At 73.6% G+C, this 23,783-nt stretch carries 20 protein-coding genes; 12 read left to right on the top strand and 8 right to left on the bottom strand.

Translation table 11 applies throughout. From position 1 onward, the window contains the following. Window positions 1-98 precede the first annotated feature (98 nt). Genes ACZ6R6_RS07615 through ACZ6R6_RS07600 form a run of 4 tightly spaced genes read left to right on the top strand, consistent with a single transcriptional unit; the run spans window position 99 to window position 3,278 of the window. Window positions 99-260: a hypothetical protein gene (locus tag ACZ6R6_RS07615; protein WP_470091043.1), complete on the top strand. Its 162-nt coding sequence runs from the start codon at window positions 99-101 to the stop codon at window positions 258-260. Then, the gene (locus ACZ6R6_RS07610) at window positions 257-1,537 is read left to right on the top strand and encodes an ABC transporter substrate-binding protein (RefSeq protein WP_470091041.1); all 1,281 of its coding nucleotides are present in this window, start codon (window positions 257-259) and stop codon (window positions 1,535-1,537) included. The genes ACZ6R6_RS07615 and ACZ6R6_RS07610 overlap by 4 nt, the downstream gene beginning before the upstream one ends. Next, on the top strand, window positions 1,534-2,466 hold the full coding sequence (locus ACZ6R6_RS07605) for a carbohydrate ABC transporter permease (protein WP_470091039.1): 933 nt from the start codon (window positions 1,534-1,536) through the stop codon (window positions 2,464-2,466). The genes ACZ6R6_RS07610 and ACZ6R6_RS07605 overlap by 4 nt, the downstream gene beginning before the upstream one ends. Further along, window positions 2,463-3,278, top strand: a complete 816-nt coding sequence (locus ACZ6R6_RS07600; RefSeq protein WP_470091038.1) for a carbohydrate ABC transporter permease — start codon at window positions 2,463-2,465, stop codon at window positions 3,276-3,278. Before ACZ6R6_RS07605 ends, ACZ6R6_RS07600 begins: the two co-directional genes overlap by 4 nt. A 97-nt stretch (window positions 3,279-3,375) precedes the next feature. On the opposite strand, the gene ACZ6R6_RS07595 is transcribed toward ACZ6R6_RS07600, so the two are convergent. Together ACZ6R6_RS07595 and ACZ6R6_RS07590 are read right to left on the bottom strand one after the other, a co-directional pair. After that, window positions 3,376-4,269 (bottom strand): SMP-30/gluconolactonase/LRE family protein, encoded by an 894-nt coding sequence (locus ACZ6R6_RS07595; RefSeq protein ID WP_470091036.1) that lies wholly within the window; start codon window positions 4,267-4,269, stop codon window positions 3,376-3,378. 128 nt (window positions 4,270-4,397) lie between these two features. Beyond that, the gene (locus tag ACZ6R6_RS07590; RefSeq protein WP_470091035.1) at window positions 4,398-5,156 is read right to left on the bottom strand and encodes an IclR family transcriptional regulator; all 759 of its coding nucleotides are present in this window, start codon (window positions 5,154-5,156) and stop codon (window positions 4,398-4,400) included. Between the two features lie 252 nt (window positions 5,157-5,408). On the opposite strand from ACZ6R6_RS07590, the gene ACZ6R6_RS07585 reads away from it, so the two are divergent. Both ACZ6R6_RS07585 and ACZ6R6_RS07580 read left to right on the top strand, forming a co-directional pair. After that, complete coding sequence (locus ACZ6R6_RS07585) at window positions 5,409-5,963, top strand: hypothetical protein (RefSeq protein ID WP_470091033.1); 555 nt, start codon at window positions 5,409-5,411, stop codon at window positions 5,961-5,963. Beyond that, window positions 5,960-8,224, top strand: a complete 2,265-nt coding sequence (locus tag ACZ6R6_RS07580) for a bifunctional polysaccharide deacetylase/glycosyltransferase family 2 protein (RefSeq protein ID WP_470091031.1) — start codon at window positions 5,960-5,962, stop codon at window positions 8,222-8,224. Before ACZ6R6_RS07585 ends, ACZ6R6_RS07580 begins: the two co-directional genes overlap by 4 nt. A gap of 87 nt (window positions 8,225-8,311) precedes the next feature. On the opposite strand, the gene ACZ6R6_RS07575 is transcribed toward ACZ6R6_RS07580, so the two are convergent. Together ACZ6R6_RS07575 and ACZ6R6_RS07570 are read right to left on the bottom strand one after the other, a co-directional pair. Next, window positions 8,312-11,224: a type 2 lanthipeptide synthetase LanM family protein gene (locus ACZ6R6_RS07575; RefSeq protein WP_470091030.1), complete on the bottom strand. Its 2,913-nt coding sequence runs from the start codon at window positions 11,222-11,224 to the stop codon at window positions 8,312-8,314. 17 nt (window positions 11,225-11,241) lie between these two features. Continuing rightward, complete coding sequence (locus tag ACZ6R6_RS07570; protein WP_470091028.1) at window positions 11,242-11,445, bottom strand: DUF6229 family protein; 204 nt, start codon at window positions 11,443-11,445, stop codon at window positions 11,242-11,244. Between the two features lie 105 nt (window positions 11,446-11,550). On the opposite strand from ACZ6R6_RS07570, the gene ACZ6R6_RS07565 reads away from it, so the two are divergent. Beyond that, window positions 11,551-12,183, top strand: a complete 633-nt coding sequence (locus ACZ6R6_RS07565) for a response regulator transcription factor (RefSeq protein ID WP_306862380.1) — start codon at window positions 11,551-11,553, stop codon at window positions 12,181-12,183. Here the strand turns inward: ACZ6R6_RS07565 and ACZ6R6_RS07560 are convergent. Continuing rightward, complete coding sequence (locus ACZ6R6_RS07560; RefSeq protein WP_470091026.1) at window positions 12,180-13,370, bottom strand: sensor histidine kinase; 1,191 nt, start codon at window positions 13,368-13,370, stop codon at window positions 12,180-12,182. The two genes, ACZ6R6_RS07565 and ACZ6R6_RS07560, sit on opposite strands and share 4 nt — an antisense overlap. A gap of 271 nt (window positions 13,371-13,641) precedes the next feature. On the opposite strand from ACZ6R6_RS07560, the gene ACZ6R6_RS07555 reads away from it, so the two are divergent. Genes ACZ6R6_RS07555 through ACZ6R6_RS07535 form a run of 5 tightly spaced genes read left to right on the top strand, consistent with a single transcriptional unit; the run spans window position 13,642 to window position 20,847 of the window. Next, on the top strand, window positions 13,642-14,133 hold the full coding sequence (locus tag ACZ6R6_RS07555) for a hypothetical protein (protein WP_470091024.1): 492 nt from the start codon (window positions 13,642-13,644) through the stop codon (window positions 14,131-14,133). Continuing rightward, window positions 14,130-15,533 carry a hypothetical protein gene (locus ACZ6R6_RS07550; RefSeq protein ID WP_470091022.1) on the top strand — a complete coding sequence of 468 codons (1,404 nt, stop codon included), beginning with the start codon at window positions 14,130-14,132 and terminating at the stop codon, window positions 15,531-15,533. The genes ACZ6R6_RS07555 and ACZ6R6_RS07550 overlap by 4 nt, the downstream gene beginning before the upstream one ends. Next, on the top strand, window positions 15,530-16,894 hold the full coding sequence (locus tag ACZ6R6_RS07545; protein WP_470091020.1) for a VWA domain-containing protein: 1,365 nt from the start codon (window positions 15,530-15,532) through the stop codon (window positions 16,892-16,894). Before ACZ6R6_RS07550 ends, ACZ6R6_RS07545 begins: the two co-directional genes overlap by 4 nt. Window positions 16,895-16,906: 12 nt before the next feature. Next, window positions 16,907-18,022: an ATP-binding protein gene (locus ACZ6R6_RS07540; RefSeq protein ID WP_470091019.1), complete on the top strand. Its 1,116-nt coding sequence runs from the start codon at window positions 16,907-16,909 to the stop codon at window positions 18,020-18,022. Continuing rightward, window positions 18,019-20,847 (top strand): DUF5682 family protein, encoded by a 2,829-nt coding sequence (locus ACZ6R6_RS07535; protein WP_470091017.1) that lies wholly within the window; start codon window positions 18,019-18,021, stop codon window positions 20,845-20,847. The genes ACZ6R6_RS07540 and ACZ6R6_RS07535 overlap by 4 nt, the downstream gene beginning before the upstream one ends. 67 nt (window positions 20,848-20,914) lie before the next feature. Here the strand turns inward: ACZ6R6_RS07535 and ACZ6R6_RS07530 are convergent, their stop codons facing one another. The 3 genes from ACZ6R6_RS07530 to ACZ6R6_RS07520 are packed head-to-tail and all read right to left on the bottom strand — an operon-like array spanning window position 20,915 to window position 23,779. Further along, window positions 20,915-21,694, bottom strand: coding sequence for a TauD/TfdA dioxygenase family protein (locus ACZ6R6_RS07530; RefSeq protein WP_470091015.1), 780 nt, complete (start codon window positions 21,692-21,694; stop codon window positions 20,915-20,917). Beyond that, a complete protein-coding gene (locus tag ACZ6R6_RS07525; protein WP_470091014.1) occupies window positions 21,679-22,965 on the bottom strand; it encodes a DUF6895 family protein in 1,287 nt (428 codons plus the stop codon). The genes ACZ6R6_RS07530 and ACZ6R6_RS07525 overlap by 16 nt, the downstream gene beginning before the upstream one ends. Continuing rightward, entirely contained in the window at window positions 22,955-23,779 is an 825-nt protein-coding gene (locus tag ACZ6R6_RS07520; RefSeq protein ID WP_470091013.1) for a class I SAM-dependent methyltransferase, read from the bottom strand. Before ACZ6R6_RS07520 ends, ACZ6R6_RS07525 begins: the two co-directional genes overlap by 11 nt. Window positions 23,780-23,783: the final 4 nt, after the last annotated feature.

The raw sequence follows: 23,783 nt of genomic DNA, 5'->3' as shown, positions 1-23,783 counted from the left end.
AATTCCGTATAACGGAAAGCTAGTCTGCATGACGGACAGTCGCTATTATCGCCGCACGCAGCGGCTGAGGCCGCCGTGCTCTGCGGAAGGAAAGTCCCATGGCACGTATCGTGTCCGTCGGCGCGGGCAGCGTCGAAACCCCCGAGAACGTCCTCCCCGATATCCCGGCACCCCACATCCCGGCACCCCGCGGACCCGAAGGTCCGGAGGCCGTCCGCCCCGTCGTGACCGGCCCCCGCCTCACCGGGGAGGTCCGGTGAGGCGCGCCCTGGCCGTGGCCGCCGCCGTGGCGCTGGCCGCGACCGGCTGCGCGGCGGCCGAGGAGCGGGCGTCCGGGCCGGTGGAGATCACCATCTGGCACGGCCAGGAGGACAGATCCGCCAAGTCCATGGAGAAGCTGATCGACCGGTTCAACCAGACCCATCAGGACGTCAAGGTCCGGGCCGAGTCAGGCGGGGCGACCGCCGACGGCATGCTCCCCAAGATCACTGCCGCGCTCACCTCCGACGCCTACCCCGACATCGCCTATCTCTACGGCTCCTGGGCGCCCAACATCGCCCGCAACCCGAAGGTGGCCGACCTCTCGGAGCACGTGAAGGACCCGGCCGTCGGCTGGCCGGACTTCTGGGCCAACGAGCGCGAGGCGGTCACCGTCCAGGGGAAGGTCATCGGCTTCCCCGCGGTGGTCGACAACATGGTGGTCCTCTACAACAGGAAACTGCTGGCCAAGGCCGGTCTGGAGCCGCCGGGGCCCGACTGGACCTGGGCCGGCTTCCGGGCGATGGCGAAGAAGACGACCGACGCGAGCGGCGGCGTCTACGGCACCACCTGGGCGATCAGCGGCGGCGAGGAGGCCGTCTGGGGGCTGTGGCCGATGATCTGGCAGGCGGGTGGCGACATCCTCTCCCCCGACCACAAGAAGGCCGCCTTCAACTCCCCCGCCGGGCAGCGCTCCCTCGGCCTGCTGCGGGCCATGGCGGTCGACGACAAGTCGGTCTACCTCGATTCCAGCCCGGCCGAGAAGGGGCAGAAGCTGTTCGAGTCCGGGCGGCTGGCCCTCTTCCTGGCCGGCCCGTGGGTGCTCCCGGACCTGCAGGCGGCGAAACTCGACTACGGCGTCGCGCGGCTGCCCGGCACTGACGGCAACCACGAGACGGTCTCGGGGCCCGACAACTGGGTCGTCTTCCAGCACGATGAGCGGCGCGTCAAGGCCGCCGCCATGTTCCTGGGCTGGCTGACCGCGGCCGAGCAGCAGTTGGTGTGGATGACCGACACGGGGTCGCTGCCGATCCGCGAGTCGATCACCAAGCTGCCCGGCTACCAGGACTACCTGAAGAGATACCCGGGCATCGACGTGGTCTCGGCCAACCTCGCCAACGCCAAGCGGGTCAGGCCGCCGACGACGAAGTATCCGCGGGTGTCCTCCTTCATGGCCGACGCGATCGCGCAGACCCTCCTCGGCAGGTCCGACGCCAAGACGGCGCTGGACCAGGCCGCCGCCAAGACCGACGCGGCGCTCGCCGTGCCGGGATCGTGAACGTCACCGCGCCGGCCCTGAGCCGCGCCGCCGCGCCCCGCGGAGGACCTCGGGACCGCAGGAAGCCGGCCGACAACGTCGCGGGATGGTCCTTCGCGGGCCCGGCGACGCTGGTCATCCTCGGTTTCTCGATCATCCCCATGGTGTGGGCGCTCGCGCTCTCCTTCACCGACTCCGACCTGATGTCCCCCGGGCGCGACGTCGGGCTCGACAACTACCGGGCGCTGGTCCAGGACCCGGTCTTCCATCAGGCGCTCAGGAACACCGGGCTGCTGGTGGCGCTCTACATCCCGGCCTCGCTGGCGGCGGGCCTGCTGGTGGCGGTGCTGCTGAACCGGAAGGTGCGGGGCATCGGCTTCTACCGGGCCTGCTTCCTGGTGCCCTACATCGCCTCGGCCACCTCGGCGGGGCTGCTCATGGGCTACATCTTCGACCGCGACTTCGGGTTGATGAACGGGCTGCTCGTCAAGCTCGGCCTGCCGGTGCAGGGCCTGCTGAGCAGCCCTTCGCAGGCGATGCTCGTGCTGACCCTCATCTTCTTCTGGACCCGCTTCGGGTTCTCGGTGGTGATCTACCTGGCCGCGATCCAGGAGATCAACAAGGAGGTGCTGGAGGCCGCCTCCATCGACGGGGCCGGCAGGTGGACCACGTTCCGGCACATCATCGTGCCGTCGGTGCGGCCCATGACGATCTTCCTCGCGGTCTGGGGGCTGATCGACGCGCTGCAGTTCTTCGACCTGGTGATGACCACCACCAAGGGTGGCCCGGCCAACTCGACCGTGACGATCGTCTACTACGTCTGGCAGCTCGCCTTCAGCTTCTTCACCGCCGGGTACGGCGCGGCCGTGGCGTACACCCTGTTCGCCGGGACCCTGCTGCTGATCGTCGCGGGCCTGCTGGTCGCGCGGCGGAGGGGGGTCATGCGATGAGACGCCGTCTGCCCAGCGGGTGGCATCTGGTGCTCGCGCCGATGTCGGCGGTGACCGTGCTGCCGTTCGTCTGGATGATCCTCAGCTCGGTGATGACCCAGGGCGAGCTCAACCGGTTCCCGCCGGCGCTCTGGCCGGAGGGCGTCGACCTGGGCGGCTACCGCACGGTGCTCGAAGGCTCCGACTTCCCGCGCTGGTTCCTCAACAGTGTGATCGTGTCGGGCGCGATCGTGCTGGCCCAGCTGGTGCTGTGCAGCATGGCGGGCTACGCCTTCGCCAGGATCGGGTTCGTCGGCTCCAGGGTCACCCTGATCCTGGTGATCGCCACCGCGCTGATCCCGTTCCAGCTCACGGTGATCCCGACATTCCTGATCTTCAACAGGGTCGGCCTGACCGACACGCTGGGCGCGCTCATCGTGCCGCAGCTCAGCTCGGCGGTGGGCATCTACCTGATGACCTCCTTCTTCCAGTCGTTCCCGAAGGAGCTGGAGGAGGCCGCGCGGATCGACGGGTGCTCGCGGTCCGCCGTGTTCTTCCGGGTGGTCCTGCCGACCGCCGGGCCGGCCCTCGCGGCCCTGGGCGTCATCACGTTCATCACCGCCTGGAACGATCTGTTCTGGCCGCTGGTGGCGGTCAGCTCGGAGGCGAACTACACGGTCCAGGTGGGACTGACGACCTTCCAGGGCCAGCACCGCGCCGACTGGCCGGCGGTCATGGCGGGCACGGTGCTCACGACGCTCCCCGTGCTCGGCGTGTTCCTCTTCGGCCAGCGCCGGTTCGTCCAGGCGCTGACCGGCGCGGTCAAGGGCTGAGCCGGGGCACGGGCCCGAGGACGTGCCCGCCGCGGACCCGCGGGCACGTCCTCGGGCCCGGAGCCTCAGCGGGGCGTCCGGCCGGTCTCCGGGACCGTCACGCGCGCTCCCGGTAGGGGTTGGCCGGCATCCCCTCGACGGAGGTGCGGCAGCGCAGCAGCTCGCCGCCCGCCGTGCCGTCGGAGGCGGTGGTCACATACAGCACGTCGAGGTCGGGGCCGCCGAACGCGCAGCTCGTCACGTTGGTGGCGGGGATCTCGACGGTCAGGTCCAGCCGCCCGTCGGGGCGCAGGCGCAGGACGGCGCCGCCGCCCCACAGCGCGACCCACACGTGGCCGCGGGCGTCCACGGTGATCCCGTCGGGCATCCCCCGCGAGATCTCGGCGAACGTCCGGCGGTTGCCGAGCCGCCCGTCGCCCGGGTCGTAGTCGAAGACGTCCACCCGTCCGGTGGGCGTGTCCACGTAGTAGAGCAGCCGCTCGTCCGGGCTCCAGGCGATCCCGTTGGAGACCGTGACCCCCTCCAGCACCCGTTCGCAGCGGTGGTCGGGGTCGAGCCGGTAAAGCGCGCCCGCCCCGGGGGTGTCGTCCTCCGCCTTGGTGCCGGCGAAGAACCTGCCCGCGCGGTCGCAGGCACCGTCGTTCATCCGGTTGCCCGGCCGCTCGGCGGCCGTCACCGGCGCGATCAGCTCCAGGCCGCCGTGCGCGACGGCGTCCCCGGCCGCGGGCGCCGCCCACCGGGTCTCGGGGAGTACGGCGAAGCCGTCCCGGACGGCGAGCGCCAGCCCGCCGGCGGCCCTGGGGGCCACCACCCCGACCGGCTGTCCCACGTCGATCACGCCGTGCGAGCCGTCGGAGGGGTCGAGACGGTGCACCCGGCCCGCCGGGATGTCGACCCACAGGAGCGTCCCGGTGCGTCCGTCCCACCGCGGCCCCTCGCCCAGCCGCGCCCGGGGCACCGGGACGATCTCCGGCTCCGAGACCGTGGTCATCGCGGGCTCACGGCGGGGACGCGCCAGCTGCTGAGGCTCATCCGCACTCCCTTGATTTAATTCCGTGATGCAGAATTTGATTCCGGACAGGCTAGAGGAGATCACCGCGGGGAGTGCGGTGTCAAGGGTCAGAGCTGCTCGGCGACCGCCTGCCGCAGGGCCGCGCCGACCTCCTCCATCCTGGCCGGAGGCATGCGGTCCTTGAGCGCCGTCACGCTCACCGCGGCGACGGGGGTGGGCTTGCCCATGAAGACGGGTGCGGCGACGCAACGCACGCCGGGCTCGTTCTCCTCCAGGTCCAGTGCGTAGCCCCGCTCCCGGATCTGGGCCAGGTGCGCGGCCAGCTTCGCCGGGCTCGTGATGGTGTTGCGGTTCGGCGCGGCGAGCGGACCGTATCTCCCCGCCCACGCCTTGACGGCCTCGTCGGTCGGGTAGGTCCAGGCCAGCAGCGCCTTGCCCACGCCGGTGCAGTGCGCGGCGTTGCGCCCGCCCACCACCGAGGTCATCGTGATCGAACGGACCGCCTCGACCTTGTCCAGGTAGACGACCTCGCCCCCGTCGAGCGTGGCCATGTGCACGGTCTCGGCGAACTCCTCGCTCAGCCGGAGCAGGAGGGGGCGGACGATGGCGCGCAGGTCCATGGTCTCGTGGAAGCGGAAGGCCGTGGCGAGCATCTCGGAGCCGAGGAAGTAGGGCCCGCTGGGCTCGGGCTGCGCGGCGAACCCCCGGTGCTTCAGCGCGCCGAGCAGGCGGTGGAGCGAGCTCTTGGGCAGTCCGAGCCGGGTGGCCAGCTCGTCGAGGGTCATCCCCCTGCTGTGCCTGCCGATCTCCTGCAGGATCAGCAGGGCGCGGTCGACGCTTCCCACCGGAGACTGGGCCTCGCCCATGGATCCTCCTCAAATATTCCGGATAATGGAATGCTATAGCGTTATGCGGAACACATGCTACGTCTGGGTGGGGGGCGGAGAGGGTGTGCCGGTGCAGCGTGGAAACAATGTGCAGCCTATCCATGGCCTTGCGTGACCGACGTCGGCCGGCGGCTGTCACCATCCGGTGAGAGGCGGCCGTCCGTCGTCCGCCCGGTCGCAAACGTGATGAAGTTCCCCATACGTAACCATGTGTCACTACCATCTGCGTCCGTGAGTGACAGGCAGCATCCCACCGGCACGGCCGTGTTCGTCGATCAGACCGGCAGACGCCGGCGACTCCTGAAGGCCGTCGGCATCGGCGTCGGTACCCTGATGACCGCGTCGGTGGCGGCCGTGGTCGGCGGACTGTTCACCGGCACATCGCTGCCGTTGGTCGGCTGGCCCGGGGACGGCCCCGCGCGGCCGGTGCCCGTCGCCACCACGGCCGGACCCGAGGGCGGACCCACGCGGTCGGCGCGGCCCACGCCGAGTACGGAGGCCACCACGGTTTTCGCCCGGCAGCGCCCGACGCCGCCGGCCCGTCCCACAGCCCGGCCCACGGTCTCCTCCCCGGCGCGGGTGACGCCCCTGCCGGCGCGCTCGGAGCGGCCGGCCCCGCCGCCTGCCGAGGATCCCTCCACGTCCGCCCCACCGCAGGAACCGCCGGTGCCCGAGCAGTCACCGGAGCCGACCGCCGAGCCGACCGCCGGACGGACCGAGCCGCCGGGCCACGCCAAGACTCCGCCCGGCCGTAACCCGGACAAGACCTCAGGGCCGAAGGGATGAGCCCACAGCCGCCACTGGCGACACAGGTGTGGCCGCCGCCGGATCCGGCCGGGACGGCGGGGTCCGCCGCCTCCGCCACCATCACCCTCGCCGACCTGACGCCACTCCCGCCCGAGCGGCCCCAGGACGGAGGAGGGCGCCCCGCGGCCCGGGGACGGCGCCGGCGGCAGGGCGACCCGCGAGGACACTGGTTCCTGGTCGCGGCCGGCATCGTGCTGATGGCGGGAGCGCTGCTGCTCAACGGGTACGCGACCAGCGCGGTGGGCGAGACGCACGCCGCCCCGCCCCCGGCCGACCGGCCCTCCACCGAGCTCGACGACGTACGGCGCGGCGGCCCGGTGCTCAATCTCACCGGTGCCAGGCCGGACAGCGCCCGCCTCCCGGCCCGCACGGTGGCGCTCACCTTCGACGACGGCCCCGACCCGCGCTGGACCCCGCAGCTGCTCGACGTGCTCGCCAAGCACTCCGCCAAGGCGACGTTCTTCGCCGTCGGCGCCCGGATCGCCGAGAACCCCGAGCTGGTCCGGCGGATCGTCGCCGAGGGGCACGAGATCGGCAACCACACCTACGCCCACGCCGACCTCGCCGCCGTGCCGGACTGGCGGTTACGGCTGGAGCTGTCGCTGACCCAGAAGGCGCTGGCCGGTGCGGCGGGCGTGCACACCCGCCTGGTGCGCCCGCCGTACTCCTCCTCCCCGGCGGCCGTCACCGGCCCCCAGCTGCGCGCGCTGCGTGTCATGGGAGGGGAGGGGTACATCGTCGCGCTCACCGACCTGGACACCAAGGACTGGGCCAGGCCCGGCGTCGACCAGATCGTCCGCGCCGCCCTCCCCCGCCGGGGCAGAGGTGCGGTGATCATGATGCACGACTCGGGAGGCGACCGCGGTCAGACGGTCGCCGCGGTGGACCACCTGCTCACCAGGCTCGCCGAGCAGAAGTATCGGGCGACGACGCTCACCTCCGCGCTCGGCATGCCCTCCGCCCACACCCCGGCCGGAGACCTGGAGCGCGCCGCCGGCACCGGGCTGGGTCTCGCCCAGCGCGGGGCGAGCGGCTTCGTCACGGTGATGTCGTGGGTCCTGGCCGCCGCCGGGGGCCTCACCCTGCTGCGGCTGCTGTTCTTCCTGGCCCTGGCATGGGTGCACGCCCGGCGCGCGCGGGGCGGCAAGAGGCGCGCCGGGCGTGCCCCGGCATGGCCCGCGCCGCCCGCCGTCAGCGTGATCGTCCCGGCCTACAACGAGGAGGCCGGGATCGAGGCCACCGTACGCTCGCTGGTGAACACCGGCTATCCCGGTGCGCTGGAGGTGATCGTCGTGGACGACGGCTCCTCCGACGGCACCGCCGCCATCGCCGCCTCCCTCGGCCTGCCCGGAGTACGGGTGATCCGCCAGGAGAACGGCGGCAAGCCCGCGGCGCTCAACACCGGTATCGCGCACGCCTCGCACGACATCCTGGTCATGGTGGACGGCGACACCGTCTTCGAGCCCGACACCATCGAGCATCTGGTCCGGCCGCTCGCCGACCCGGCCGTGGGCGCGGTCAGCGGCAACACCAAGGTCGGCAACCGGCGCGGCATGATCGGACGCTGGCAGCACATCGAGTACGTCATCGGCTTCAACCTCGACCGTCGCGCCTTCGACCTGCTGGGGTGCATGCCCACCGTGCCGGGGGCGATCGGGGCCTTCCGGCGCTCGGCGCTGCGGGAGATCGGGGGAGTCAGCGTCGACACCCTGGCCGAGGACACCGACCTGACCATGGCGATGTGCCGGGGCGGCTGGCGGGTGGTCTACGAGGAGAACGCGCTGGCGTGGACCGAGGCGCCGACCTCGCTCGGGCAGCTTTGGCGCCAGCGTTACCGCTGGTGCTACGGCACGCTGCAGGCGATGTGGAAGCACCGCCGCGCGATCGCGGAGCCGGGCCCGTTCGGCCGGCGCTGCCTGGGCTACCTGACGCTGTTCCAGGTGGTGCTGCCGCTGCTCGCCCCGGTCGTGGACGTCATGGCCGTCTACAGCGTGCTGGTGGGAGATCCGCTGCCGGTGGTGGCCGTCTGGGCGGGATTCGTGCTCGTCCAGGCGTTCAGCGGCTGGTACGCGCTGCGCCTGGACCGCGAGCGGGCCTCGGCACTGTGGGTGCTGCCGCTGCAGCAATTCGTCTACCGGCAGCTGATGTACCTGGTGGTGATCCAGTCGGTGACGACCGCCGTGCTCGGGGTGCGCCTGCGCTGGCAGACGATCCGCCGGGAGGGCACTTTCGCGGGCTGAGACAGCCTCCCGGTCCCGGCTCGACGCCGTCCGGCCCCGCCCTACCGGGGCCGTCCGGCGGGCAGGGACCGGGCGGAGCCGGACGCCTCATCCCTCCGGGTCGGGCAGCAGGACGGAGGGCAGGGCGCCGCCGGCGCGCATCCGCAGCAGCTGGTAGGCCACGCCGCCCAGCCCGGGCAGCAGGCCGGGGGCGAAGACGTCTCTGGCCAGGCCGCTGACCGGGCCGTGCTCCTCGATGCCGCCGAGGACGGATGCGTCCAGCCTCTCCCTGTCCACGCCCCGGGGACCGACGCCGGCGGCCAGCGCCAGGTCGATCACCTCCCAGGCGCCGAGGTCGCCGTGGCAGAGCGTGTGGTTCCAGCCCAGGCCCTCGCTCCAGCAGGCCGCGGCGGCGCGGCGCAGCGTCTCGCGCCACCGCTCGCCGCCCCCGCGCGCCAGCCGGTCGGCGGCCACCACGCCGACGCCGCCGGCGCCGTGGCACCAGGCGGCGGCGGTGATCCCGTCCTCCCGTAGGTCACGCCACCCGCCGAGCCCCGGATCGTAGAGCGAGTCCTCGTAGGCGAACGCGGCCAGGGCGGTCGTGCCGAAGACAGGCGCCCCGGCGGGGGAGGAGGTTCCGGCGCCGGGGGGTGCGGTCACGGCGTCAGGGGCGGTCGTGCCGGAGGCAGGCGCCCCGGCGGGGGAGGCGGCCAGGCGGGACAGGGCCCAGCCGATGCCGGTGGCGCCGTGGGCGAGGCCGCCGAGCCCCTGCGGGAAGCGGGCGCTCGGCCAGCAGACCCCCGCCTCCCGGCTCTGGGCGAGCTCGGCCAGCCGTACCCCGATCGCGGCCGCCTGCCCGGCCCATTGCCCGTCGCCCGTCTGGGAGGCGAGTCCCAGCAGCGGCACCACCGCTCCCGCCATGCCCGTCACCAGGTCGTACACATCGTCCGCCGCGACCGCCCCGGGCACCGTCGCGGCCAGCGCGGACGCCCGGATGAGCGCCTCCTCCCGTCCGACGGCGCCGAGCCGGCGCAGCAGCAGCCAGCCCCAGATCTGGGAGCCGACGCCGATGTAGCCGCCGGGGGGCTGGGGGCGCAGGCGCACGCCCTCCCGCCGGTGCTCGGCGTCCCTGTCCTCGATCAGCCTGATCGTGCGCAGCGTGCCCGCGAGCAGCTCCGCCACCCCGTCCACCGGGTCGGCCCGGCCCTGCCCGACCTCCTGGAGGTAGGCGGCCAGGAGCACGGCCACCCCGTGCGCCCCGCCGTACAGGTCGGACGAGAGCGGCTGCACGGTCCAGCCGGTGGGGTTGAGGACGGGACTGATCCAGGTGACGGTGCCGTCCTCGGCGCGCACCGCGCTGTCCAGCACGCCGCGCAGGATGCCCGCGGCCACCGTGCGGCGCCTGCCGTCCAGATCGTCGGTGCGGACCAGGGCGGGGGCCAGCGGTTTCTCGTCGGGCAGCCAGCCCTCGTTGAGGTAGGCGCTGACCAGGGCGGCCTGGATCACCTGGCGGTCCAGCGCCTGGTCGCGGCCGCGCCAGCGGCGCACCGCGTCGGCGACGAGGTCCTGCCCGGGTCCGTGGGCGGTGCCGCGGGGGCCGTCCATGCGCCCCCTGCGCGGAGTGGTGGCGAAGAAGGGGACGTCGCCCTCGCAGAGCTCGTCCACCTCCGCCGCGATGACGGCGGGGTCGGCGGGCGCGCCCGGCACGTTCCGGGCCTGCTCGGCCAGCAGCCGCGCGGCCTTGTCGCGCGCCGCCGCCTCGTCGTGCAGCGCGGCCGGGTGCCAGAGCATCCTGCCCAGCTCGGCGTAGGACTCGGTGGAGCGCAGCACCACCCGGATCGGGCAGTCGGCGAAGGCGCTGAGCGCCCCGGCCAGCTCGCCCCGGCCGTCCATCGCGTGCAGGTGCCCGGTCAGCTCGTCGAACCCGGCGAGGATCAGGTCCCAGTAGCGGCCGAGCACCGGTCCGGGGCTGGGGTGGTTGGCCGTCTGCGGGACGGGCACGCGCTCCACGCCCAGCCTGGCGGTGTCGGTGCCCGCGCCGAGCACGACGGGCAGCTCCATGTACGGCTGCTGTCCGGGCAGGGCGCCGACGGCGGAGAGGTCGACCCCGCGCCAGCCCAGCGCGACGCCCCGGCCGGGCAGCAGTCCGGTGCGCAGCACCGAGCCCTCGACCAGCCTCACCGCCCGGTCGACGGCCAGGCCGTAGCCGGAGGGGGCGGCGGAGGCGTGCGGGGTGAAGAGCGTCTCGCAGTCGACGACGACGGGGTGGGGCCCGGCCGCGATCAGGTTCTCGGCGTGCAGGTCGCTGCCGCCCAGCAGGCGCATGAGCGCCAGCCAGTGACCGATCCCCCGGTAGAAGGCGCGCAGCTCGGCGTCGCCGTCGCAGTGGCGGTGCCGGATGTGCTCGGCCCAGCCGTACCCGTCACGGACGATCACCTCGGGCACGCGGATGAGCGGCTCGCCGGGCAGCACGCGCGGGATGAGGCGGGCGAGCTCCGCGTCCACCTGGAGCGGGCGTGGTTTGTAGACCACGCGGCCGTCCGTACCATGCAGGACGGCGACGGCGTGCCCGCCACGGTGGCTGTCGCCGGCGCCGAACACCACACTCGTCAGCTCCCCGGTGGGGAGCACGGCCCTGTCGGCGGCGTACCGGCGGGCCAGGAGGGCGGCGGCCTCGCACCGGTTGCCGATCACGGTCCGCAGCCTGCCCGTCATGGTGGGATAGTGGCCGGCGAGCTCCCGCCAGAACGCGGGCCCGGCGACGCTCCGGCGCCACTGTTCCCAGCGGGCGGCGGGGTCGGGGGCCGTCAGGCGGCCGCTGATCCTCGCCGCGTTGAGCTCCAGCACCAGCACCCGGGTGACCTTGCGGCGGACGGTCTCCTCCAGCGCCGCGGCGGCGCCGTCGAGCAGGGCCCGCCGGTCGGCGGCGGTGAGGCCGGTGATCGACCCCAACCGGGCCGCCAGGCCGGCCAGAGCCGGTCCGGTCAGGACGTCCAGCGGGGGGTCGAATTCACCGGCCATGCGCTCCGTCCTCCAGCTCAGCAGCAGTAGCGGGTGGGGGAGGCGGTGCACGCCGTGCCGCACCGGCCGGAGATCGGCGGTCCGGTCATGGTGATCTCCGACTCCGCGTACTCGCCGCTGGGCAGCAGCGGGCCCGCCGGGCTGTCCCAGCCGTCGCCGGGCTCCGCACCCGCCCGCCACGCGGCGATGATCTCCTCGGCCTTCTCGATGGTCACGCTCATGGCCACTCCCTTCTCGGTGTGGCCATGATCTGAGGCGGAGGAGGGGGGCGATAGACGCCACAACTGCTCACTTGACAGCAAATGGGGTATATGAGAAAGAGGTTGGTGATCACCATTTCCGTGGTCGACGACGACCAGATGCTGATCGACGGACTGGCCGCCTGGCTGGCGGGGGTCCCCGGAGTACGGCTGGCGGCGACGGGGGCCACGGTCGCCGCGCTGCTCGGAGCCGAGGCCGAGACCGGCGAGGCCGACGTGGTGATCCTGGACCTCCTCCTCGCCGACGGCTCCGACCCCCTCGACAACGTCCGCGAGCTGGTGCGCGCCGGCCGCCGGGTGCTGGTGGTCAGCGTGGTGCCCTCCGGCGACATGGCCAGGAAGGTCGTGCGGGCCGGGGCCTGCGGCTACCTGACCAAGGACCACGACCTGGCGGCCCTGATCGCGCGGGTCGGGGAGGTGGTCGGCGAGGGCGTCGCCTACTCTCCCGAGCTCGCCCTGGGCTGGCTGTCCGACCGCTGTGCCGACCGGCCCACGCTGTCACCGCAGGAACGGGCCGTGCTGCTGGCCTACGCCTCGGGGATGACGCTGGCCGCCGCCGCGCGCAGCGCCGGGGTGCAGCCGGGGACGGCCAAGAACTACCTGGAGCGGGTCAAGGACAAATACCGCAAGGCCGGCCGGCCCGCCTACACCAAGCTGGAGCTGGCCGTCCGGGCCAGGGAGGACGGCCTGCTGCCCTAGCCGGCGGGCCAGATGAGTTCCACGCAGGTGCCCTCCCCGGGTGCCGCCAGGATCGCGGCGCTCCCGCCCGCCTCCCGCATGCGGTCGATCACCGATGAGCGCAGCCCGAAGCCGAACTCCGTCTCCCCGGGAGCGAACCCCCGGCCCCGGTCCACCACCCGGATGGTCACCGCGCCGTCCACGGTGACCGCGGTGAGCCAGGCCTCCCCGGCACCCGAGTGCACGGCGACGTTGTTGAGCGCCTCGCCGCAGGCGTCGGTGAGGGCGGCGGTGACCTCGGGCGGCAGCCGCTCCGGCAGCGCCGCGGCGGCATGCCTGACGCGCAGTCCCAGGCAGGCGGCCCTGGCCACCGCCTGGGCCAGCCCGTTGCCCAGCGTGGTCGGCGGGCCCGCCGAGTCCTGCCCGATCAGGGCCCGGACGTATTCGGCGTCCGCGGCGCAGCGCCGGCGGACCTGCTCGGCGCGGTGGTCCAGGCCGCCCCGGGCGATCGCGGTCAACGTGGTCAGCACCGTGTCGTGCAACTGCCGGTAGTGGGCCAGCCGTTCGGCCGAGCGGGCCTGCTCCGCCTCGGCGGCCAGGCGCAGCTCCGCCAGGTCGTCCAGGCGGTGCGCCTGGGCGGCCAGGTAGCGGCGGATGAAGTAGACGATCACCGCGAACCACACGTAGCCGTTGACGCGCACGGTGAGGTCGAGCGGGAGCGGGTAGCGCAGGCCGAGGTCGCCGGCGTGCGCCACCGCGTAGGCGGCGATCGGCGGCAGGAGCGCGAGGGCGTGGCGGGGCCGCGTGGTGAACGCGCCGACCACCGCCCCCGTGGACAGCAGGGCGGAGGAGGACCAGTTGGCCGTGCCGGTCGTGGCGTCGCCCACGCAGTTGGCGGTGACCCCCATCATGAGCACGCAGGTCACCGCCACGTCCGCGCCGACCACCCAGGGGGCGAACCAGCCGCGCCGCCGTACGGACCCGGACTGGAGAACGTTCCACACCAGGGCGACGGCCAGCAGCAGGGCGTTGAGCCTCCGGTCCCCGTAGAGCCCGTCGGCGCTGAACAGGCTCGCGCCCGCCGGGACCAGGTAGCTGAGGCGCTGCAGGATCAGCAGCATCGCGACGAAGCGGTGCACGCGTTCGCGGCCGGGGCTGGCGGCGAGGTATTCCGGATCGCGCCAGCCGAGCGTGCCCCATCGACCCACGTCCCGTCCCATCCCTGACCCCGCCGATGTCCGCGTCGTCATGATCTCTGACAAGTCCCGGCGGAGGAAGAGGTGGCGGTGCCGCGGGGGCGGCCGCTCCGGGGCGTCCGGGTCCCGCCGGACAGGCCCCGGAGGGGCGGCGCCGGGCTCCGGAGCCAGGTCGCAGCCGACGCGCCCATGGGGTACATTTCCGGATCATGGATCGGCCGTTCGCGTAGATGCCGCCGCACAGCCTGGCGTCCGCGAGCCGTTGGGCTGGAGGTCGAGGATCGTGAGCGCGGACAGAACCGCGTGGGAGCAGTGCAGCGTGGCACGGGTGGTCTCCCCCGTCCAACCCCGCAAACTGGCGAAGGTCCCCTTCGTCGAACTGGCGGACGGACGGCTGCAGGGTGTCGTGTCGAGCGGTTCGGACATCGCCCGGGTGTACGTCTCGTCGATCGCCGCCGGGACGCACGGTTTCAGCTGCAGCACCAACAACAACCGGCCGTGCGGCGGGGCGTACGGCTCGCCGTGCAAGCACCTGCAGGCGCTCGTCGCCGAGGCCGTGCTGCAGTACGGCCTCGACCGGGTGGCCCGCTACCTGCGCGTCGAGGTCGGCGACGGCGCGGACCTGATGAGCTGCCTGCGCGGCGGGCACGAGCCCGCGCCGGCGGCCGTCGTGTTCAGCCGCTTCCTGCGCCACCTGGCCTACCTGGAGCTGCCCGACACCACCGAGCCCATCCCCGAACTGCACTGGTTCCCGGCCACGGGGGCGGCCCGATGATGCTCGGAGTACAGCTGGCCGAACTGCTCGACGGCGACCCGGCGGGAGTCGGGGAGGCCCTCGACCTGGTGACGGGCTTCGACGAGGCCCTCGTGCACGGATTCGCCCGGCTCGGCGAGGAGCGCGCCGCGGCGCTCGCTGCCCTGGCCGGAGCCCTGGCCGCCACGCCGCTCGGCGGACGCGCGGGCGAGGCGGCCGGGAAGCTCGCCGCCGGCTCGGTCGCCGGCGAGCATCTGACGGTGCTGGCCGGCGGGCGCGCCGCCCTGCTCGGCGCGGTGCACGACGCCCTGCTCGGCCGTCTCGACGCCGCGCTGGGACGCTCCAGGGCCCCGTGGGAAGAAGCGCCGTCCACGGCGGCGCCCGTGGCCGACAACCTGCTCAGCGGGGCCCGGTCCTGGCTCCACGAGCTGGCCATCACCGGATGGCGGGGCGTCGACCACGACCTCGTCTCCGCCTCGGACCAGACACTTGAGGCCCTGCTGGCCGTACCGGAGCTGCGCCGGCCGGCGGTGCTGCTCGACGGCCTGGCGGCCGAGCTGCGGGCGTCGTGCCCGGTCGGGGCGGCCGAGCGGCTGCCCGCGCGGCGCTGGGCCGACCTGTGGACGCGTGCCCTGCTGCTGTCGCAGCCCGGCGCCCTGCCCGGCGGCTCCGCACCCGCGGAGACGGTGTCGGGCCGGCTGCTGATCCTCGGCGCCGACGTGCACGAGCACGGCACCGCGGTACAGGTGCAGGTGCACGGCGTGCTGGAGCCCGCCGGCGGCGCGCCGTCCCGGCTGGTGCGCACCAGCGTCGCCGCCGCGAAGGTGGACACGATCGTCGGCCCGACCCTGTGGCGGCTGCTCGGCGCCTACCCCGTGCTGCTGGGCGCGCTGGCCGAGCACCGCGGCCTGGAGGTCACGGACCTGCCCCTGCTGGGCAGCGGTGACCTGGTGTGGCATGAGGACCGGGCCCGCGCGGGCGGGCCCGCCGACCCGTTCGCCACCGCCCGGGTCCAGCTCACCGGCGCGCTCGCCCCGGCGGTGCCGCCCCTGGACCGCCATCCGGTGCGCATCGCCGAACCCGTGCTGGTGGAGGGCTACAAGGTGGCCGCCGACGGCACGTTGGACCTGGACGGCAACACCCTCGCCGTCGACGTCGACCGCCTGCCGGCCTGCGGTCCCCTCACCCCCGAGCTGGTGACCGCCTCCTCGGCCTGCATCGGCCTGATCCGCTGGGACGGCGGCCGATGGCTGCTGCAGCCCCTCGCGGTCCAGGCGACGGTCAAGCGCAAGCCGGTCACGGCGCACAACGGGGACTGGGCGCTGGGCCCCACCGACCCCAAGGCCGCCAAGGCCGAGGCCAGGGCCGGCGACGTGGTGGCCGTGCTGCGCGAGCGGGCCGGGCGGTTGCTGCGGCGATGAACGACCCCCGGATCAGCGCCGACGAGAACCGGCGCCAGGTGCTCTACTGGCGCCTTCTGGCGCGCGTGTTCGACACCGACGAGCAGCCCTCGCTGGAGGCCGCCAGCGTGGCCATCGTCGACGACCTCGGGCTGCCGCCGGCGCTGCTCGACCCGTCGGTGTCGGTCGACACCCTCGTGCAGCGCTTCCCGGACCTGGGCGCCGAGCTGCGGGGCCTGATGGCGCAGCGGGACGGCGGCGACCAGCCGCCGGAAGGCGACGGCGCGGCCGAGGGCGACGGCGGTGACCAGTCGGAGCGGGACGGCGCGGCCGAGGTGCGCCGGGCGGCCCTGGTGTCGAAGCTCCTGCTCAACGTGTTCTCGACGGGGACGGGCAACGTCACCGCCACCGACCTGGCCCGCTGGCAGCAGGACGCCGGCTGGTTCGAGCAGGCGCTCGGGGCCGAGCCGGGCGAGCTGCGCTCCCATCCCGGCGCGGGCGAGCTGGCCGGCGTCCTGGCCGGCCTGGAGGGCGACCTCGTCAAGCGCATGCGCCTGCGCGAGGTGCTCGCCGACCCGGCCCTGGCCAGGAAGCTCACGCCGAGCATGTCGCTCATCGAGCAGTTGCTGCGGGACAAGGCCAACCTGTCGGGGGTCGCGCTGGCCAACGCCAAGGCGCTGATCCGCAGGTTCGTCGACGAGGTCGCCGAGGTGCTGCGCACGCAGGTCGAGAAGACCAGCGTCGGCGTCGTCGACAGGTCGGTGCCGCCGAAGCGGGTCTTCCGCAACCTCGACCTCGAACGGACGATCTGGAAGAACCTGACCAACTGGAGCCCGGAGGACCAGCGGCTGTACGTGGACCGGCTGTACTACCGGCACACCGCCCGCCGCACCACGCCCGCGCGGTTGATCGTGGTCGTCGACCAGTCGGGGTCGATGGTCGACGCGATGGTGAACTGCACGATCCTCGCCTCGATCTTCGCCGGGCTGCCCAAGGTGGACGTGCACCTGGTCGCCTACGACACCCGCGCGCTCGACCTGACCCCGTGGGTGCACGACCCGTTCGAGGTGCTGCTGCGGACGACGCTCGGCGGCGGCACCGACGGGACCGTCGCGATGGCCGTCGCCCGGCCGAAGATCGCCGATCCGCGCAACACCGTGATGGTGTGGATCTCCGACTTCTACGACAACCGAGCCCTGATCACCGACTTCGAGGCGGTGCACCGGTCCGGGGTGAAGTTCATCCCGGTCGGCTCGGTGAACAGCTCGGGACACCAGAGCGTGGACCCCTGGTTCCGCCAGAAACTCAAGGACCTGGGCACCCCCGTGATCTCGGGCCACATCCGCAAACTCGTGTTCGAGCTCAAGAACTTCCTCGCCTAGGAGGCCCCGCGAATGACCAACGAGATGCTGCGTGCCCCCGCCGAGGTGAAGTACGCCGAGGAGCTCGACTGGCTGGAGTCCGTCGACGACGGGCCCAAGCCGTTCTCGTGGCGGCTCAGCCCCCGGATGGTGCGGCTGTTCGTGCTCGGGTCCGAGCGCTCCGACGGGCTCGACCGCGAGATCTCCCAGAAGTGGTTCGGCGACCGCAGCTTCGTCGAGCGCAGCATCGTCACCCTGGCCTCGGACCGGGGACTGCTGCTGATCGGCGACCCGGGCACCGGCAAGAGCTGGCTCGCCGAGCTGCTCGCGGCCGCCATCTGCCGCAACTCCACCCTCGTCGTCCAGGGTACGGCCGGCACCACCGAGGACCACATCAAGTATTCGTGGAACGTCTCCATGGTGATCGCCAAGGGGCAGTCCCGCCAGTCGATGATCCCCTCGCCGATCATGACGGCGATGGAGCAGGGCGTGATCGGCCGCTTCGAGGAGCTGACCCGCTCGACCAGCGACGTGCAGGACGCCCTGATCTCCATCCTGTCCGAGAAGTACGTGTCCATCCCCGAGCTCGACGACGACAACATCGTCTTCGCCCAGCCCGGGTTCTCGATCATCGCCACGGCCAACAGCCGGGACCGCGGCGTCAACGACCTCTCGTCGGCCCTGAAGCGGCGCTTCAACTTCGTCCGTATCCCCGTGGTGACGAACAAGCGCAGCGAGGCGGAGATCGTCCGATTCCGCACCACGGAGCTGCTGCGCCGGCACCGGATCGAGCTGGAGCTGCCGCCCACGCTGCTGGACATCCTGCTGCAGAGCTTCGCCGACCTGCGCGCCGCGGCGGCCTCGGCCACCAGCGACGACGAGAAACTGGAGTCGGCGCTGTCCACGGCCGAGCAGATCGGTGTGCTGGAGGACGCCATCCTGCACAGCCAGTTCTTCGGCGACCGCACGCTGCGGGCGGAGACCCTGGCCGGCTCGCTGGTGGGCTCGCTGGCCCGCCGCAGCCCGGAGGACCTGGCCATCCTGAACAAGTACTGGCACGGTGTCGTCGAGCCCCGGAGCAAGAAGGACGGCGGGGAGTGGAAGGACTTCCTCGAAGGCGGCCGCCAGGCGATCTCCACGCTGTCATGAGCCCCTTCGGCGCCCTGCGCGAGCAGCTGCTCGATGCCGCCACCGCCTTCGCCGACGCCCCGGGCGCCGTGCCCGGCATCCTGTCGGGCATGGTCGACGACGTCGACCGGGCGCTGCGCGAGGAGCTTGAGATCTTCCCGGTGTGCCACCACTCACCGGCCTCGGCGCTGGCCATGGCGCGGCGCCTGCGCGACAAGCAGCCCAAGGTCGTCTATCTGGAGCTGTGCGAGGACCTGCAACCCCTCCTGGACGAGCTGCGCAACTGCCGCCTCCCCGTGGCGCTGCAGGCGTTCGCCTCCGAGCTCGACGGTTTCCCACCGGCGTGGGGGCCGCTCAGCGTCGTGGCGCCCATCACCGAGGCGTCGGCCGAGTACCAGGCCATCGCCTACGCCCTCGACACGCCGGACGTCGAGCTGGTGCTGGTGGACCGTTCGGCCGACCACGTCTTCCAGTGGCTGCCCCGCGAGCCGGCCGAGCCCCCGGCGGCCGACGAGGACGCCGCCGGGCACGGCGAGGAGGCGGCCCTGCACGGCGACGCCGTCGGCATCGAGATCGGCGACCTGCGGCCCCGCTTCGCCGAGCTGGAGGCGCACCTGCTCCACCACGGCAAGGTCCGGCACTGGTCCGAGTGGTGGGACCAGTATGTGGAGCAGCCCCTGGCCGGCGCGGACTACGAGACCTACCGCCAGGTCATGGTGCTGATCGGCAGCCTGTTCCGGCGGCTGGCCCCCGGCGACGGCGACCGGCTGGCCCGTGACGAGGACCGCGAGCGCTACATGTGGACCCGGATGCGCGAGCACCTGGCCGCCTCCGGCGCCGACCCGTCGCAGTGCCTGTACGTGTGCGGCGCCTTCCACGCGGCCAGCCGGGTCGAGCAGTTCGGGCTGGCGGCCGAGGCGCCGGCCTACGACATCAGCCCTCCCACGGCCACCCGCTGGCTGTACGGGCTCATCCCCTCCAGCCACTCCGCCATCGAGGCCCAGTTCGGGCTGGCCTCCGGCTCGGTGTCGATCGCCGCGGCGACCTGGACCAAGGCGGTGGCGCGCTGGGGCGTCACGCCGTACCGGCTCGCGGGCCAGCAGGGCGCCCGCAAACGGGCGGGGCGCGCACCGCTGGCGGCGCCCGCCCCGCCGGGGCCGGTCACCGACCGGCTGTCCGGGTTCCTGTCGGACCCGCCCGCGCTGGACGGTCTCGACGAGGCCGAGCTGCTGGGGTGGTGCGTCGACATCGTCCGGCTGGCCCGCGGCAACGGCTACCTGGCCAGCACGGCGGACGCCATCGCCGTGTTCGAGACGTCCATCCTGCTCGCCGGCATGCGCAACCGGGCCCGTCCCACGCCCTACGACTTCCAGGACGCCGCGGTCACGTGCATCGAGAAGGACGTGGTGCCCGGCCGCCGCGACGTGCGCCGGCTGTGCGAGATCCTCCTGGGCGGTGACCGGATCGGCCAGGTCGGCTACCACGCCCTGCCGCCGCTGGCCCGCGACGTGTACGACCGGCTGAGCCCGCTGGGACTCAACCTGGACAAGCGCGCGGTGCAGCGGGCGCTGCTGAACCTCGACGCGTCCCCGGAGCTGGTGCCCTGCTCCCACCTGCTGTGGATACTGCGCCACCTGCTGCCCGACGGCGCCGTCCGTCCCATCATGGGCTCGCGCAGGCTGGGCGAGCGGTCGATCCAGGAGAGCTGGGACCTGGCGATCGGCCACCACCAGCGGGCGATCATCGAGCTGGGCTACGAGGGGGTCACCGTCGAGCAGGTGCTGGAGCAGCGCCTGCGCCGTAGCGTGTGGGAGCCCCGGGCCACCGCCGCCGTCGCCCTCGCGGCCGTCGAGGACGCCATCCTCTACCTGGGCAGCCGGCGCTTCACCGACGAGCTCGGCGCGCGGGCGGTCGAGCTGCTGGCCGCCGAGCGCACCGTGGACGACGCCCCCGAGGTGCTGCGCCGGATCCGCAGGCTGCTGACCCACTACCGCGCCACCGAGCCGGTGCTGCCGGCGTGGTGCGAGGACTTCGTCACCGCCGGATACGCGCACTACTGCACGCTGCTGCCGACCGCCTTCGTGGACGACGACACCGGCGTCCGCCAGGTGGCCGCCATGCTCGGCTTCCTGTCCAGCATGGAGAGCCTCGCGCTCGCCCTGGGGTGTGACCGCGCCCAGCTCGAACTGGCCGTGCGGCAGTCGCATCCCGAGGCGCCCGCCAAGGTGGCGCTGCTGTGGGCCGCCCAGTCCCAGCTCGGCCTGCTGCCGATGACCGAGCTGCGCTCGCGCTGCGACGAGCTGCTGGCCAACCCGCTGGTCATCCCCGCCTTCCCCCAGTACATGAGCGGGTTCGTCCAGGCGCTGGAGCCGGCGCCGGCGCTGGCGCCCTTCGTGGTCGAGATGATGTCCAAGGCCTTCGCCCGGCTGCCCGACGCCATCCTGCTCCCGTGGCTGCCCACATTGATCACGACCCTCCGGGACCAAGCGCCCGAACTGGTGCCCGTACTCGTCCGCGAAGCCGGCCGCACGTTCCCGGCGAGCCTGGCCTCCGTCGACACGTGGGTGCCGCCGTGGGCGGCGCGGACGGTGCCGCAGGCGCCCGCCGGACGGGTGGCCGCGCCGGCCGGGCCGGTGACCGGGCTGCTGGCCGGCCACCCGGCGGCGTGCGACGCCGTGGCCGCGCTGCTCGGGTGCGACGGCGGGTGGCAGGAGGCCGTCCCCGCCGCCGCCGGGCCCGGCCGTCCCGCGGTGGGGGAGCTGCTGGCCCGGCACCCCGCGGCCGCCGCCGCCGTCGCTGGACTGCTCGCGCCGTCTCGGACGGTGCTCTCCCAGGTGGCGGGCTGAGCGACGGCCGTCCCGGGCGGTCCCCGGAGTCCTCCGCCGTCACCGGCGGGACCGCCCGGCCACGGCGTCACGCTATCGAGACCCGGTCCATGACCCGGCGCGCGGGCAGGTAGTCGGCCACCGCGTAGTGCTGCAGAGACCGGTTGTCCCACAGGAGCACGGTCCGCTCCGCCCACCGCACGCGGCACTGGACCTCCGGGACGGACGCCATCCGGAACAGCCGGTCGAGCAGGGCGGCGCCCTCGGCCTCCGGGACGCCGACCACCCGTGTGGTGTACGCGGGGTTGGCGAACAGGATCTCCTCCCCGGTCTCGGGGTGGATCCGCACCAGGGGATGGACGGCGGGAGGGAACCCGGCGAGGCGGCCCCGATCTTCGGCACGTGCGCACTTGGCGACGTCATGCTCGGCGCGGAGCCCTCGGACGATCTCCTTGAGCCGGTCCGGCAGCCGCCGCCAGGCGGCCCTCATGTCGGCGAACAACGTGTCGCCGCCGACCGGCGGGAGGCTCACCGCCCGCAGCAGGGCGCCCATCGGCGGCCGGTCGAGGAAGCTCATGTCGCTGTGCCAGACGTTCTCGGTGGGCGGCGCGTCCACTCCGTGATCGATGCGTGCGATCTCGGGGTGTCCGGGCAGCCCGGAGGGCAGGGGCGTGACGCGGCCGAAGCGCCGCGCCAGCGCGATCTGGGCCTGCGGGGTGAGCGTGGCCTGCTCGCGGAAGACGAGGACCCCGTGGCGCAGCAGCAGGGGGCGCAGGCTCCGGGCGACGGCGTCCGGCGGCCCGGCCAGGTCCGCGCCGGCGACCTCGGCCCCGCAGGCCGGGGTCAGGGGCCTCACGCGAAGGTCCATGGGACCCCTCCGAGCCGCGCGCGGACCGACAGCAGCCGCCGGGCCGCCTGGTCGACGACGCTGGGGCCGGCCACGTCGCGCATGCCCAGGAGCGCCAGGACACCGGCGGTGTCCTGGCGGGAGGCGGCGTCGAGGAGATAGGCGTCGATCACGGTGCGGAGGAGGTCCAGGTCGCCTCCGCGCGCCGCCACGATCCCCTCCCACGCCTCGCAGGTGTGCGCCACTTGGCCGCCCGGTCCGGTGATGCCGGCGCGCCCGCCGTGCCACTCGCCCGGGAACGCCGTGGCGGGAGCCCGCGACATGAGGTGGGCGAGCGCCCCGTTCCGCGCCCCCTCCCACGCCCCGCCCCGCGTGCCCTCCCGCGTGCCCTCCCGCGCGGCCGATGTGAGCAGGACCGCGCAGAGCAGGCCGTAGACGAAGGTGCTGTGGTAGCTGTGGAAGTAGAGATATCCGGCCGGGTCCTCCGCGGCGGCGTGCTCGGCCGCGCGGAACGTCGGGGCGGGCACGGAGCCGAGCCGCTCGAAGACCGTGCTCAGCGCCGCGGCCGCGGCCAGGGTCCCGGCCTCCGGCGGTCCGCAGGTGAGCACGTCGGCGACGGCCAGCTCCCCGGCCAGGTCGAAGTCGCCCAGCAGCAGCCGTGCCGCGGCGAGCGCGCCGATCCAGCCCGGGGCGGCCGGCACCGGCCCGGCGTTCCCGAAGTCGGTGAGGTACATGGCCGCGTGGGTGATCGCGTAGAGGTCGTTGCGGCCCATGAGCAGCGCGCCGTCGAGGTTCCCCAGGGAGGTGGCCGAGCGCAGGCCGGCCGAGGTGAGGCGGGGGTCGGCCCGCCCCTGCGCGACCGTCCGGGTCCACGCCTGGTCCAGCAGCCGGTACGGCACGCGCTCCCGGGGCTCCACGACCGGGGCCTGCCACAGCTCGCGCAGCCGCTCCCGCTTCACCGGGTCCCCGGCCGACAGCCGGTCGAGGAAGACCCAGACGGCCCCGGCCGAGGACCACAGGTAGGGGCGCCAGCGCACGATCTCGTACATGCGGTCGAGGGACTCGCGGCAGTCCGCGATCACGCCGACGAGCTCGGTGATCGCGGGGTGGGCGCCGACGGCGCGCCGGGCGAGCAGCGCCAGCAGGGCCGCCTCGGCCAGCATCTTGTCGAACGGCTGGACGACGGCGGTGTCGCCCTGCTTCCAGGGCGGCCGCGCGGGGTCCGCGGCCCGGATGGTGCCGACGCCCCACCTGAGGGTGGCGACGAGGCGGTCTTCGAGCTCATGTGTCACGGTGAGTCCTTCCGGTGAGGTCCCCGGCGGCGATGAGACGTCCCAGCTCGGCGGGCCCGTCGACGGTCCGTTCGGCGGGCGGCCCCTCGGTGACGACGACGAGGTGCGAGGGCGTCAGCGCGGCCCCGTCCAGCAGGACCGACACCTCCGCCGCGCCCCGGGAGGCGAGGAGCATGTCGCACATGACGGGCACGCCCGGCCGGGCCGGCTGCAGCCCGAACTCGTAGGAGCGCAGGACCGTCCCGGCCAGAGCGCGGCAGCGCAGCGTGAGCGTGCCCGCCGCGGTGACCCGCACCGCCCTGGTCAGCAGGTACGCGGCCCCGGCGGGGACCTGGACGTGCGTGGCCGGCGCGTCCCACTCGACCAGCCGGTGGGACGACTCCGGCTCGTAGGCGAAAACGGTCGGACCGGCTGTGGGGATGCGGGCCGCGGCCACGGCCCCGGCGATCGGATACCGCGCGGTGAGGACGGCACGGCACCGGCCGAGCGCGAGGAGGGTGTGGCCGAGGCGCTGGTTCAGCGCCCCGCCCAGATACAGGTAGGCGAGGTCTTCGGCCACGCCGGCATGGTCGAGAACGTCACCCTCGATGAAGGTGACGTTCCCGGCCGATGCCCGCACGCGTGCGTGCTCAAGGACGTGCGCGTCGATGTCGACGCCGACGCACGGCAGGTCCGGGAACCTCCGCGCGACGCTCAGCAGCACCTCGCCCCGGCCGCAGCCGAAGTCGACGAACTGGGCCGGCCGGTCGGCCTCGATCAGGTCGAGGAGCGTCCGGACGACGGCGGCGGGCGAGTCGGCGACGACGGAGCGCACGGCG

This window comes from Streptosporangium sp. NPDC048886, assembly GCF_055586905.1.
The sequence above is the reverse complement of the archived record's forward strand: the minus strand, read 5'-3'. Positions and strand labels throughout refer to the sequence as shown.

What these genes read in the sequence shown, in the direction of transcription:
- ACZ6R6_RS07615 (WP_470091043.1), top strand. Translation starts at nt 99, where the DNA reads ATGGCACGTATCGTGTCCGTCGGCGCGGGCAGCGTCGAAACCCCCGAG.
- ACZ6R6_RS07600 (WP_470091038.1), top strand. Translation starts at nt 2,463, where the DNA reads ATGAGACGCCGTCTGCCCAGCGGGTGGCATCTGGTGCTCGCGCCGATG.
- ACZ6R6_RS07595 (WP_470091036.1), bottom strand. Translation starts at nt 4,269, where the DNA reads ATGACCACGGTCTCGGAGCCGGAGATCGTCCCGGTGCCCCGGGCGCGG.
- ACZ6R6_RS07590 (WP_470091035.1), bottom strand. Translation starts at nt 5,156, where the DNA reads ATGGGCGAGGCCCAGTCTCCGGTGGGAAGCGTCGACCGCGCCCTGCTG.
- ACZ6R6_RS07580 (WP_470091031.1), top strand. Translation starts at nt 5,960, where the DNA reads ATGAGCCCACAGCCGCCACTGGCGACACAGGTGTGGCCGCCGCCGGAT.
- ACZ6R6_RS07575 (WP_470091030.1), bottom strand. Translation starts at nt 11,224, where the DNA reads ATGGCCGGTGAATTCGACCCCCCGCTGGACGTCCTGACCGGACCGGCT.
- ACZ6R6_RS07570 (WP_470091028.1), bottom strand. Translation starts at nt 11,445, where the DNA reads ATGAGCGTGACCATCGAGAAGGCCGAGGAGATCATCGCCGCGTGGCGG.
- ACZ6R6_RS07550 (WP_470091022.1), top strand. Translation starts at nt 14,130, where the DNA reads ATGATGCTCGGAGTACAGCTGGCCGAACTGCTCGACGGCGACCCGGCG.
- ACZ6R6_RS07545 (WP_470091020.1), top strand. Translation starts at nt 15,530, where the DNA reads ATGAACGACCCCCGGATCAGCGCCGACGAGAACCGGCGCCAGGTGCTC.
- ACZ6R6_RS07540 (WP_470091019.1), top strand. Translation starts at nt 16,907, where the DNA reads ATGACCAACGAGATGCTGCGTGCCCCCGCCGAGGTGAAGTACGCCGAG.
- ACZ6R6_RS07535 (WP_470091017.1), top strand. Translation starts at nt 18,019, where the DNA reads ATGAGCCCCTTCGGCGCCCTGCGCGAGCAGCTGCTCGATGCCGCCACC.
- ACZ6R6_RS07530 (WP_470091015.1), bottom strand. Translation starts at nt 21,694, where the DNA reads ATGGACCTTCGCGTGAGGCCCCTGACCCCGGCCTGCGGGGCCGAGGTC.